The sequence below is a fragment of the Micromonospora sp. NPDC049282 genome (genome assembly GCF_043197045.1).
Lineage (GTDB): Bacteria > Actinomycetota > Actinomycetes > Mycobacteriales > Micromonosporaceae > Micromonospora.
The window spans coordinates 727,334-739,909 of the sequence record NZ_JBICSL010000001.1 but is presented as its reverse complement, the minus strand read 5'-3'; the positions used below and the strand labels follow the sequence as shown (position 1 = coordinate 739,909).

At 74.8% G+C, this 12,576-nt stretch carries 7 protein-coding genes; 3 read left to right on the top strand and 4 right to left on the bottom strand.

Annotation, left to right across the window (positions count from 1 at the left end; translation table 11 throughout):
- Nucleotides 1-168: 168 nt before the first annotated feature.
- Entirely contained in the window at nucleotides 169-5,082 is a 4,914-nt protein-coding gene (locus ACGFI2_RS03415; RefSeq protein WP_393509852.1) for an SCO7613 C-terminal domain-containing membrane protein, read from the bottom strand.
- A 162-nt stretch (nucleotides 5,083-5,244) separates the two neighbouring features.
- On the bottom strand, nucleotides 5,245-6,672 hold the full coding sequence (locus tag ACGFI2_RS03410; RefSeq protein WP_393509849.1) for a UDP-glucose dehydrogenase family protein: 1,428 nt from the start codon (nucleotides 6,670-6,672) through the stop codon (nucleotides 5,245-5,247).
- Nucleotides 6,673-6,917: 245 nt separating this feature from the next.
- On the opposite strand from ACGFI2_RS03410, the gene ACGFI2_RS03405 reads away from it, so the two are divergent.
- Entirely contained in the window at nucleotides 6,918-8,081 is a 1,164-nt protein-coding gene (locus tag ACGFI2_RS03405; RefSeq protein WP_393509846.1) for an acyl-CoA dehydrogenase family protein, read from the top strand.
- A gap of 238 nt (nucleotides 8,082-8,319) precedes the next feature.
- On the opposite strand, the gene ACGFI2_RS03400 is transcribed toward ACGFI2_RS03405, so the two are convergent.
- Entirely contained in the window at nucleotides 8,320-8,973 is a 654-nt protein-coding gene (locus ACGFI2_RS03400; RefSeq protein ID WP_393509843.1) for a hypothetical protein, read from the bottom strand.
- A 23-nt stretch (nucleotides 8,974-8,996) separates the two neighbouring features.
- Between ACGFI2_RS03400 and ACGFI2_RS03395 the strand changes: the two genes are divergently transcribed.
- Nucleotides 8,997-9,512 carry an acyl-CoA thioesterase gene (locus ACGFI2_RS03395; RefSeq protein WP_091060500.1) on the top strand — a complete coding sequence of 172 codons (516 nt, stop codon included), beginning with the start codon at nucleotides 8,997-8,999 and terminating at the stop codon, nucleotides 9,510-9,512.
- A gap of 169 nt (nucleotides 9,513-9,681) precedes the next feature.
- A complete protein-coding gene (locus ACGFI2_RS03390; protein ID WP_393509840.1) occupies nucleotides 9,682-11,670 on the top strand; it encodes an acetoacetate--CoA ligase in 1,989 nt (662 codons plus the stop codon).
- A gap of 99 nt (nucleotides 11,671-11,769) precedes the next feature.
- On the opposite strand, the gene ACGFI2_RS03385 is transcribed toward ACGFI2_RS03390, so the two are convergent.
- On the bottom strand, nucleotides 11,770-12,459 hold the full coding sequence (locus tag ACGFI2_RS03385) for a TIGR03089 family protein (protein WP_393509837.1): 690 nt from the start codon (nucleotides 12,457-12,459) through the stop codon (nucleotides 11,770-11,772).
- Nucleotides 12,460-12,576 lie beyond the last annotated feature (117 nt).

The following is a 12,576-nucleotide window of genomic DNA, read 5'->3' as shown; positions in this document are numbered from 1 at the left end:
GGCGGGTGCGGGCCGCGCCAACCGACCGCTACGCAAAGCGACCGATTGACGTGCCAGCCGGGCCACGGGTTGACGCGCCGCCGGCAGGGCGACGGATCCGGCGCGGCGGACGACGGCTGCTGACACCATCCGCCGGACGGCGGTCGTCCAGCGTCGGCCGCCGGCGCCTCAGCGCATCCCGCGCAGCGCGGTCTGCAGACGTTCCTGGGCGCGGCGGCGGCGCTCGTTGCTCGCGCCGAGCACCAGCAGGACGAGGCCGACCGGGATCAGCACCAGCCACGGGCCGAGGCTGAACAGCGCGTGCACCGCGGCGATCGCGGTCACCGTCGCGCCGACGATCACCGGCGCCTGCTGCCGGCTGGTCGAGCCGAAGATCAGCACCGCCACGGCGCCGAGCAGCAGCAGCACCTGCCGCAGCATGCTGGAGTCGGTGGCCACCACGATCGCCAGCGAGGGCAGGAACGCGGTCACCAGCGCCGGCCCGTACGCCACCCAGCTCGACATGTCCGGCCGGTGGCGCAGTTGCAGCACCCCGACCAGCAGGGCCAGCGCCGCGAACGGCAGCGTGTACGCCTCGGGCAGCGCCACGTCGGCCACCCGCATCAGGATCCACCAGGCGCTGATCTCGCAGGCCACCACCGCCCAGAACAGCAGGTTCCGCTCCACCGGGCGTCGCCCCGGTCGGCTGGCCGCCACCCCGAGCACCGCGCCCCACGCGGCCAGCAACGCGGCGATGTGCCGGGGCGAGTCGTACGCCAGGGCCAGCGCGATCAGCGCCGCGCCGTAACCGCTCCACTCGACGGTGGCCGCCTCCCGGTACGCCTCGGGCCGGCGCAACCGGGGCAGGGTGGCGGCGAAGACCTGCAACGCGGCGCCGACCGCCAGCACCCCGAACGCGGACCAGACCGCCGCGAGCCCGGCCACCAGCCCCACCGTCAGCACGAAGAGCTGGGCCATCAGCGAGGCGAACAGCCAGCCGAGGATGCGGGCCCGCTGGGTGGTGCCGAAGAACGCGGCGACCAGGCCCACCGCGACCGCGCTACCAAGCGTGATCAGGGTCAGGTCACGGGTGGCGAGGGCACCGGCGAGCCCGGCGCCGCCGGCGGCGAGCCCGATGGCGAAGACCAGCACCCGGGCCACCCGGATCGAGCGGCCCGGCTCGGCCGGCGCCGGCGGCGGGGTCAGCGCCAGCCCCAACATCGAGATGGTGAACACGACCAGCCCGGCCTGCGCGGTGATCGGCCAGCCCTGACCGAGCGCCACCGGCGTGATCAACAGCGTGAGGGCCGCCCCGGGCAGGACCACCGGCACCGCCCGGGACCGGCGACCGCCGCTGAACCCGGTCGCGGCCAGCGCCGCGGTCGCGGTCAGCAGCAGCGCGGTGAGCACGTGGGTGGGGTCCACGGCGTCCGGCGGCGGGGTGAGCAACTCCGGCGGCGGCCCCTGCCACACCCGTCCCAGCACGACGAACGTCGAGAAGAGCGCCACCACCAGCGGCGGCGCCAGGGTGACCAGTGCCAGCGCGGTGGGCAACGCCGCCGCGGCCAGCGCCCCGGCGGCCGGGCTGACCCGCCACCGCAGCTCGGTGGGATCGTCCCGGTCCCGGCGCAGCGCCCCGTTCAGCAGCACCGACCAGCGGCGTACCGGCCGGGCCGAGCCGGCCGGCGGGACGGTGGCCGCCCGGATCAGCTCGGCGAGCACGCCGAGCAGCGCCGCGGCGGCGGCGAACACGCCGGCGGGCAGGTGCACCAGGAGGGCGGCGGTGGCGGTGACGGTGGCCGCGCCGACGACCGCCACGCTGGCGTACGGAAGGTACTGCGGCACCTGCCGGCGGACCGCCGCGATCACGGCCAGGCCGATGCTGGCGGCGGCCAGCGCGGCGGTGAGCACCACCTGGGCGGGACGGCCGAACTCGACGGACAGCGCGGCCACCGCGCCGGGCAGGGCGAGCAGGGCCGCCCCCGCGGCCGCGCCGCCCACCTGAACCAGATGCGGCGGCATGCCCTCGGCGCGGACGTCCTCCACCAGGTTCGGCGCGAACGACCGGGCCAGGGCCGCCACCGTCACCCCGATCAACGCGATGCTGCCCAGCGCCAGCGCGGTGGTCCAGGGCCGGACCAGTCCGGCGCCGGTGGCGTGCAGCGCCACCACCCCGGCCACGGTGGCCCGGGACAGCGCGGCCCTCGGGTCCGCGGCGGCCACCGCCGCCATCCCGTAGACCGTGGCCACCATGGCGCCGACCAGCACCGGCGACCACCAGGGCAGGTCGAACGCGGCCGGCGCGCCCACCGTGGCGAGCACCGCGGCCACCCCCGAGACGTCGTACTTCCACGGTGGCGGGAGCAGGATGGCGGCGGTCACCGCCAGCAGCGCCAGTGCCACCGGCGCCTGCCAGGTCGTCCCACCGGTGGGCGCGGCCGGCCAGCCGCTCAGGTCCCCGGCCCAGATCGGTCCGGGAGTGGCCAGCACGCCGACACCGCCGCGCAGGGCGCTCCAGGCGGCGATGAGCCCGATCAGGGTGCCGCCGGCCGCGATGCCGAGGATCGGCCCGCGTCGCCACTCCACCGGCAGGGCCCGGGCCGCGACCGCCACCACCAGCACCAACGCGGCCGCCACCACGAGCTGGCCACCCGGCGCGAGCACCGCGGCGATCCGGGCCAGCGTGGCGACCAGCGCCACCGTGCTGGCGGCGAGGGCCAGGTCCGACCCGTCGAGCGACATGTCGGCGCGGCGCCCGGCGTCGATCCGCGGGGCCAGCGCCAGCAGCGCGGCGCTGATCAGCAGCAGACCACCCACCCAGGCGTCGGCCGAGGTGGCGCCGGGCGCGCCGAACCCGGCGGCGGCGACCGCCACCGCGCCGAGCACCGTGCCGAGCGCGTGCGGCATGCTCAGCTGCCGCTGCGCCACCTGGACCAGGGCGGCGTAGGCAAGCGTCACGCAGACGGCGAGGAAGCTGGCGGCGAGGATCGGGACGGTGATCTCGCGCAGGTTGGCCGGGGTGGGCGCCGGTGGCGTCGGCACGGTGGCGGCGACGAACGCGGCCACCGCGCCGGGCAGGGCGAACGCCGCGCCGCCGGCGGCCCAGGCGCAGACCGGGTCCGTCGCGGCGGCGGCGATACGGACCCGGGGCGCGAGCGAGACCAGCGCCCCGGCCAGGAAGAGCAGGGTCAGCGCGGCGGCGGTGAGCGCGGGCCGGGCGAGCGCGGCTCCGGCCCCGACCAACCCCAGCCCGGCCGCGGTCGCCGCGTGCACCACGGCGGCGCGTTCGGTGCCGGCGGTGAGCCCGAGCACCCCGACGGCGACCGCGGTCAGCAGCATCGGCCAGCAGGCCGCCGCCCAGCCCAGACCGAGCGAGGCCGGCACGGCGAGCGCGGTGAGCGCCGCGCCGACCACCGCGAACTCGCGCCGGATCGTGATCGGCAGCGCGACCACGGCGGCGACGGTGAGCAGCAACGCGCTGGCGGCGAGCTGCCAACCGGTCGGGCCGACCGCCCGGGCCAGCTCGGCGTGCCATCCGCTCAGGTCGGCCGACCAGGCCGGCAACGCCGCCCGGACCGGGGCCAGCCCGGCCCGCAGCGCCCCGCCGGCGACCACCAGGCCGCTGACCGTGAGCGCCACCGCGGACGCGAGTTGCGGGCCCCGGCGGGCCGCCTCCGGCATCGCCCGGACGGCGAACCCGGTGAGCGCGATGACCGCGGCGATCAGCAGCAGGGACCGGCCGGGCAGGGCCACCGAGGCGACCCGGCCGAGCGCGCCGATCACCGCGAGCGTGACGATGCCGGCGCCCACGTCGGGCAGCGGCGGCCGGCGCAGCATCAGCGTGCCGGCCAACGCGGTCAGCGCGGCCAGCAGCAGCACCGTGCCGGCGGCCGCGGCGCCCGGCACGGTCGCGGAGCGCAGCAGGGCGGTGACCGCGTACGCCAGGGCGACCGCGACCGCCGCGCCGTGCAGCAGCCAGGTCAGCTCGCGTAGCCACGGCACCGGTCGGGCCGCCGCGGCGGTGTCCGGGCCGGCCGGCGGCTCCGCGCCGAGCACCTCGGCGGACTCCTCCGGCGCGGACTCGGGCCGGTCGTCGTCGGCGCGCGGCCGGGGCGGGGCCGGAACCCGCGGCGCGGTGGTGGGCAGATCGAACCGGACCGGCCGCTCCAGCACCACCGCGGAGCGGGCCAGCGCCAGGTCCAGCACGGCCACCGCGGTGAGCACCAGGGCCCAGCCGGCCGGCCCGGTGATCCGCTCGTACGCCAGCAGCGGCAGCACCGGCTGGGCGGCCAGCACGGTGGCGAAGCGGGGCGCGCGCAGCCCCGTGCCGTACGCGTAACCGACCGCGACCACGGTGGTGACCAGGAAGATCGACCCGGCGAACGCGGCCCCCGAGGTGCCGCCGCCGATCCGGTCGACGGCCCAGACCGCGTACCCGGCCAGCGGCACCAGCAGCAGCCCGACCGCGGCGATGGTCTCGGCGGTCGAGGTGAGGCCGCGGCGGGCCAGCACCGGCGGGGCGAGCAGCATCAGCACGGTGGCGACCAGCAGCACGCCGAGCCGGGCCAACGCGTCCATCGAGCTGGTGGCGACGGCGGCGAAGACCACCGCCGCGACGCCGAGCAGCAGCGCGCCGAGCCCGAGGGGGATGTTCTGCACCTCGCGCGAGGACGCCTCCGGCGGGTGCTCCGGGTCGTCCGCGTCGAGCCACTGCGGGCGACCGCGGGGCGGCGACGGGGGCAGATCGTCGGGCGCGGGTGGTGGGTTGCCCTGCCGGGGCACCCGGGGCGGGGCGCCGGTGGCGGCGGTGGGCGGGCGACGCCCCGGACGCCGGCGCAGCACCTTGCGGGGCCGGGTGGCCTGCTTGATCCGCTCCTCACCGGCGTGCGCCAGGATGTCGCGCTGGAAGAGGGCCGCCTGCATCTTGGCGGCGATCTGCCGCTGCTCGCGGGCGATCTCGGCGTCGCGGGCCTTCATCTCGGCGATCGAGCGTTCGATGTCGGCCAGGTGCTCGGCCCACTGTGGCTGTCCCGCGCCGCAGTGCGGGCAGACGGCGGCGGGTTTGATCTCCCGCCCGCACGCGGCGCACCTGAAGCTCTCCACGACAGTCTCCCGTCCGCCCGCGCCCCCGCACTGTGGACCTCTCAGAGGCAGCATGCCTTGACCGGGCCGGGATTTCGACAGTTGCCGGCGCGTTCCGGACAACAAAAAGGGCCGGCCTGCCGGGGAGCTGGTCCCCGGCCGGCCGGCCCGATGTCGATCGGGTCAGGGGCGGCCCAGGCCGCGGTACTCCCAGCCGGCCTGCGTCCACAGTGTGGAGTCCAGGCAGTTGCGCCCGTCGACGACCTTGCGGCCGTTGACCAGCTCGCCCATGGCCACCGGGTCGGCGTTGCGGAACTCGGCCCACTCGGTGAGCACGCAGACCAGGTCGGCGCCCTGGACGGCGTCGTTCATGGTCTCCTCGTAGGCCAGGCCGGGCACCGCGCGGCGGGCGTTCTCGATCCCCTGCGGGTCGAAGACGTGCACGTCGGCGCCGGCCTTGCCGAGCAGCGCGGCGACCGCGAGGGCGGGCGCGTCGCGTACGTCGTCGGTGTTGGGCTTGAAGGTGGCGCCCAGCACCGCGACCCGGGTGCCGGAGAGGTCCGGGCCCGCCGGGCCGGAGCGGCGGCCGAGCAGCTCGGCGGCGAGCTGCACCACCCGGGTACGCCGGCGCATGTTGATCAGGTCGACCTCGTGCAGGAACCGCAGCGCCTCACCGGCGCCGAGCTCCTGGGCGCGGGCCTGGAAGGCGCGGATGTCCTTGGGCAGGCAGGCGCCGCCGAAGCCGAGCCCGGCCTGCAGAAAGCGGTTGCCGATCCGCGGGTCGTAGCCGATCGAGCGGGCGAGCTGGGTGACGTCGCCGCCGGCGGCCTCGCAGACCTCGGCCATCGCGTTGATGAAGGAGATCTTGGTGGCCAGGAACGCGTTCGCGGCGACCTTGACCAGCTCGGCGGTGGCGAAGTCGGTGACCACCAGGGGCACCTCGCGGTCCTCGGTGGCGGCCAGGTCGAAGACGCCCTTGTGGGCGGCGAAGAGCATGCCGTTGGCCCACTCGCTCTTGACCCCGACCACGATCCGGTTGGGGCGCAGCACGTCGTCGACGGCGAACCCCTCCTGCAGGAACTCGGGGCTCCACGCCACCTCGACGCCGAGGTCCGTCGGGGTGTGCTTGCCGACCAGCTGCTCCACCCACTCGGCGGTGCCCACCGGCACGGTGGACTTGCCGACGATCAGCGCCTTGCGGGTCAGGTGCTGGGCCAGGCTGGTCACCGACGCCTCGACGTACGACAGGTCGGCGCCCATGCCGTCGGCCCGCTGCGGGGTGCCGACGCAGATGAAGTGCACGTCGCCGAAGTCGGCGGTCTCCTGGATGTCGGTGCTGAACCGCAGCCGGCCGGCGGCCAGGTTGCGCCGCAGCAGCTCGTCGAGGCCGGGCTCGTGGATCGGCACCTCACCGGCGTTCAGCTTGGCGATCTTGTCCGCGTCGACGTCGAAGCCGAGCACCTCGTAACCCAGCTCGGCGTAGCAGATGGCGTACGTCGCGCCGAGGTAGCCGGTGCCGAGGAAGGTCACCCGGGGCCGGGCCGAGCCGGAGGGCGGGGTGACCGCGGCGATGGCGGGCATCGGCTGGGAGTTCGGGTACGGGATCGTCACGCCTGTCTTCTCCGCTCGCGCTGGCGGCGCATCCTCGCGTCGCATCTGCTGGGGCGCCTAGGCCGGGCACCGAGGGGACTGATTCTGGTGTGAGGGTAGTGGGTCGGGTGGGCGACGCTCGGCCGCGAGCCTACCCGCCGGTAGGGTTCGGTCCGAGCCTGGTGGCTATTCTTCAGTCTGCGGCAGTCGGCGGCCCCCGGGCGGCACAGACTGCGCATGATAGCGGTGAAAAGGGGAGGGCCGACATGGCCGCAGAGCAGTCGTTCGACGTCTACCGGTTGCCGGAGGAGCACGAGGCGATCCGGGAGGCGGTCCGTGAGGTCTGTACGGCCAAGGTGGCTCCGCATGCCGCTGAGGCGGACGAGACAGGTGAGTTCCCGAAGGCGTCCTACGACGCGCTGCGGGCGGCCGACTTCCACGCCCCGCACGTCCCGGTGGAGTACGGCGGCGCCGGCGCGGACGCGCTCGCCACGGCCATCGTGATCGAGGAGGTGGCCCGGGCCTGCGCCTCGTCCTCGCTCATCCCGGCCGTGAACAAGCTGGGCACCATGCCGCTGCTGCTGGCCGGCTCCGAGGAGCTGAAGCGGAAATACCTGACCCCGGTCGCCTCGGGCGACGCGATGTTCTCCTACTGCCTCTCCGAGCCGGAGGCGGGCAGCGACGCGGCCTCGATGACCACCAGGGCGGTGCGTGACGGCGACCACTGGGTGCTCAACGGCGTGAAGCGCTGGATCACCAACGCGGGCATCTCCGAGTTCTACACCGTCTTCGCCGTGACCGACCCCACAGCTCGCTCGAAGGGCATCTCGGCCTTCGTGGTGGAGAAGTCCGACCCGGGCGTGAGCTTCGGCGCCCCGGAGAAGAAGCTCGGCATCAAGGGCTCGCCGACCCGCGAGGTCTACCTCGACAACGTCCGGATCCCGGCCGACCGGATGATCGGCGCGGAGGGCACCGGCTTCGCCACCGCCATGCGCACGCTGGACCACACCCGGGTCACCATCGCCGCCCAGGCGATCGGCATCGCCCAGGGCGCGCTGGACTACGCCAAGGGCTACGTCCAGGAGCGCAAGCAGTTCGGCAAGGCGGTCGCCGAGTTCCAGGGCATCCAGTTCATGCTCGCCGACATGGGCATGAAGCTGGAGGCGGCACGGCAGCTCACGTACGCCGCCGCCGGCAAGTCCGAGCGGGGTGACGCGGACCTGACCTACTTCGGCGCGGCCGCGAAGTGCTTCGCCTCGGACGCCGCCATGGAGATCACCACCGACGCGGTCCAGCTGCTCGGCGGCTACGGCTACACCCGCGACTATCCGGTCGAGCGGATGATGCGGGACGCCAAGATCACCCAGATCTACGAGGGCACCAACCAGGTGCAGCGCATCGTCGTGGCCCGCCAGCTGCTCAAGGGCTGACCGGCCGGCGCCCGGCCGGCGCGGTCAACCGGACGGTCGTCCGGCGGACCGTGCCGACCGAAGGGCGACATGCCGCAGCGGTCGTACTTCCAGCCGGTCGAGGCCACGCTTGCCGCCGCGGGCGTGGGGATCTGGGGGTCGGCTGACCGGACCGGTCGGCGCGACGGCAGCCGGGTTCGACCGGGCCGGCGCGGACGACCGGGGCGGGCGGGCCGATGCCGGCCCGCCCGCGGCCGTCTCAGCGGTCGTCGGTGGGGTGGTCGGAGCCGTACCGGGGCGGGGCGGACCACGGCGACTCGCCGCCGGTGCGGCGGGGCAGGGGTTCGGTGGGGGTTTCCGGATAGGCGAGCGTGAGCGGGGCCGTGTCCGGGTCCTTCGGCGGGCCGGGCGGGGGCCAGTCGGTGGGCGCGGGCCGCTGCTCGGCCGGCGTGACGGCCGGGGTCAGCTCCGCCCCGTCCGTCCGCGGCGCGGGTCCACGCCGCCACCGCCCGGCGCTGAACACGGCCATCAGCAGCAGCATGCCGATGAGGAACAGCGTGCCGTTGTCCAGCGGCTGGCGCAGCGGCAGCGGATCACCCAACAGCTTCAGATCGCCGGGGACCCGGTCCCGCACGCTGAACGGCGCGACGAACAGCCCGACGTAGGGGACCACCAGCAGCAGCCCCGCCACGAGCGGGCCGAGCGGTGAGAAACGCAGCGTGCCGAGCAGGCCGAGCAGGACGCCGGCGACGCCGAGGTAGACGGCCGGCTCGATCAGGTTCGGGGTGCTGTACGTACCGATCTCCACCCAGCGGTTGACGGTCCGCCCAGATCCGTCCTGACCGAGGGTGACGAGCACCCAGGTGACGGGTGCCACCACCAACCCGGCGAGGAAGCTCCAGAGATGTCGCATCCGCGCACCGTACCGTTTCCGGCATGACAGATCATCCCGCGGTCCCGCCGGGTAAGCCGACCTCGTACTCCCGCGTCACGCTGAGTCGCATCATGACCGCCGTCGATGTCAATCTGTACGGGACCGTGCACGGTGGGGTACTGATGAAGTTCGTCGACGACGTGGCGGGCGCGGCGGCGGCCCGGCACAGCGGCGGCACCGCGGTCACCGCCTCCATCGACGAGATCGTCTTCTCCGAGCCGGTCCGGGTGGGGGATCTGGTGCACGCGCACGCCCAGGTCAACTGGACCGGCAACACCTCCATGGAGGTCGGCGTGCGGGTGGTCGGCGAGCGCTGGGACTCGGCCGAGGACGAGCCGGTGCGGGTCGCCACCGCGTACCTGGTCTTCGTGGGGGTGGACGTCGGCGGCGCGCCCCGCGCGGTGCGCCCGGTGCTGCCCGAGACGCCCGAGGACGAGCGCCGCTTCCGGGAGGCGGAGATCCGACGCGCCCACCGGCTGGCCCGCCGCCGTGCCATCCAGGCCCACCGCGCCGCCTGAGGTGTAAGGAGGGGCCCCTCCTTACACCCACATGGGGAGGGGGCGGGGGGTGTGGGGTGGGCACGCCCCGTAGCCGGCGCCCGGTGCGGAGAATGGCGGCACGAGGTAGGGCAAGATGGCGCCACGGCCCATGCACAGTGTCGTGCCGGGCCCCAGGGAGGGTGGAACTGTGGGTGACGTGCTCTGGACGCCGCCGGCCGACGTGCGTGAACGGTCCCGGATCGGTGACTACCTGCGCTGGCTGACCGAGCACCGGGGGCTGGAGTTCGTCGACTACGACGCGCTGTGGCAGTGGTCGGTGACCGACCTGGACGCGTTCTGGCGCTCGATCTGGGACTACTTCCAGGTGCTCGCGCACACCCCGCCGACCGCCACGCTCGCCGGGCGGGCCATGCCCGGCGCCCGCTGGTTCCCCGGCGCGACGCTCAACTACGCGGAGAACGTGCTGCGCATGCCCGGGCTCGGCGACGACGACCCGGCGGTGATCGCACACGGGCAGACCCGCGCGCCGGAGACGCTCACCGTGGCGGAGCTGCGCGACCGGGTCCGCCGGGTGGCCGCCGGCCTGCGCCGGCTCGGCGTGGGCCCCGGCGACCGGGTGGCCGCGTACGCGCCGAACATCCCGGAGACCTACGTCCTGCTGCTCGCCACCGCGAGCCTGGGCGCGATCTTCTCCTCCTGCGCGCCCGAGTTCGGCACCCGCAGCGTCACCGACCGCTGGCAGCAGATCGAGCCGTCGGTGCTGGTCGCGGTGGACGGCTACCGGTACGGCGACAAGCCGGTCGACCGGCGCGCCGAGGTGGCCGCCATCCGGGCCGCGCTGCCGTCGCTGCGGCACACCGTCGCCGTCGCGTACCTCGATCCGGCCGGTGACGCGCCGGAGGCCGCGATCTCCTGGGCGGAGCTGGCGGCGGAGACGGACGAGCCACTGTCGTTCACCCCGGTACCGTTCGACCATCCGCTCTACGTGCTCTACTCCTCCGGCACCACCGGCCTGCCGAAGCCGATCGTGCACGGCCACGGCGGCATCCTGCTGGAGCACCTGAAGATGCTGGCGTTGCACCACGACCTGGGCCCGGCGGACCGGTTCCTGTGGTTCACCACCACCGGCTGGATGATGTGGAACTTCCTGGTGTCCGGGCCGGCGGTGGGCGCGGCGATCGTGCTCTTCGACGGCAACCCGGGCCACCCGGACCTGGGCGCGCTGTGGCGGACGGCGGCGGAGACCGGCACCACGTACTTCGGCACCTCGGCCCCGTTCCTGCTGGCCTGCCGCAAGGCCGGGCTGGTGCCGCGGGACGTCGCCGACCTGTCCGCGCTGCGCGGCCTCGGCTCGACCGGCGCGCCGCTGCCCGCCGAGGGCTTCACCTGGGTGTACGAGAACGTCAACGACCGCCTTCAGCTCCAGTCGCTCTCCGGCGGCACGGACGTCTGCACCGGTTTCGTCGGCGGGGTGCCGCTGCTGCCGGTGCACGCCGGTGAGATCGCCTGCCGGGCGCTCGGCGCGAAGGTGGAGGCCCGCTCCGCCGACGGTTCCGCGGTCATCGGCCAGCTCGGCGAGCTGGTGATCACCGAGCCGATGCCGAGCATGCCGGTCGGGTTCTGGAACGACCCGGACGGCGCCCGCTACCGGGAGGCGTACTTCGAGGTCTATCCCGGGGTGTGGCGGCACGGCGACTGGATCACCGTGAACGAGCGCGGTGGCTGCGTCATCACCGGCCGGTCCGACGCCACGCTCAACCGGGGCGGGGTACGGCTCGGCACGGCCGAGTTCTACTCCGTGGTGGAGGGGCTCGACGAGGTGGTCGACTCGGTGGTGGTGCACCTGGAGGACGACGAGGGCGGCGCGGGGGAGCTGCTGCTGTTCGTGGTGCTCGCCGACGGTCTGGAGCTGGACGACGCGATGCGGAGGAAGATCTGCCGCGAGCTGCGTACCGCCCTGTCGCCGCGGCACGTGCCGGACGAGATCCACCAGGTCCGCGCCGTGCCGCGCACGCTGAGCGCGAAGAAGCTGGAGGTGCCGGTCAAGAAGATCCTCACCGGCACCCCGGTCGACCGCGCGGCGGCGAAGGGCGCCCTGGCCAACCCCGAGTCCCTCACGGCGTTCGCCACCCTGGCCCAGCGCCGCGCCACCCCCGACGCCCCCACCCCGGCCTGAGCCCTCCGGCTCCTGCGACCGTGCACTGTCCGCCCCGACGAAAGGGGCGAATGCCCCGGCTCCGGACCGTAGGCGCACGATCGCGGGGCAGCGGGCGGGTCAGGGCAGGGTGTGGGTGGTTTTTTCGGTCCCGGCGCGGGAGTTGAGGCGGGTCGGGTCGGTGTTGGCGCAGGCCACGATGCTGGCGCGGGCGGTCAGCGGGGCCAGCAGCCAGTCGACCGGGTCGGGGTGCCGGGTCACGTCGACCAGGAGGCGGTCACCGGGGGTGAGGCCCAGCTCCGCGGCGCGGGCCTCCGCGCGGGCCAGCAGCGCCGCGTCCGCCTCACCGGCGGAGGGGTACGGGGTGAAGTGGTCGCCGTGGGCGCGTACCGCACCGACGAAGTCGGCGCACCCGGCCGGCACCTGACGCATCGGCAGCGCGAACGGGTCCAGCGCCAGCGCGTACCGCTCGCCGGCCGGCCACCGGCTCGCCTCGTCGACCCGGTCGACGGCGGTGAACAGCACCTCCACCGGACCCGGGGAATCGACCACGGTGAGTTTCGCCGACCAGCAGCCGAGCAGCACCGCGGCGGTCTGCCAGTGCGGCGGCAGCAGCACGGCGGCCGGATCGCCGGGCGCGCAGCCGACCTCGTCCACGAGCAGGTTGGCGGTCTTCGCCACCCAGTTCGCCAGCGTCGCGCCGGAGAGTTCGGTGCGTTCGCCGGTGGCGTCGTCGTACCAGGTCAGCAGCGGTCGGGTGGGGTCGCTCGCGATCGCGGCGGCGAACACCCGGGCAATGTTGTCGGCCATCGGCGCGAACGATACGCGCTCCGGGTGCGTACTCGATGACAACGACAAGTCGGCGTACCGTCGGGTCGCAGTCAGCGTCGGACACCCCGCCCGGCGTAGGCTTGCCGACAGTGTTCT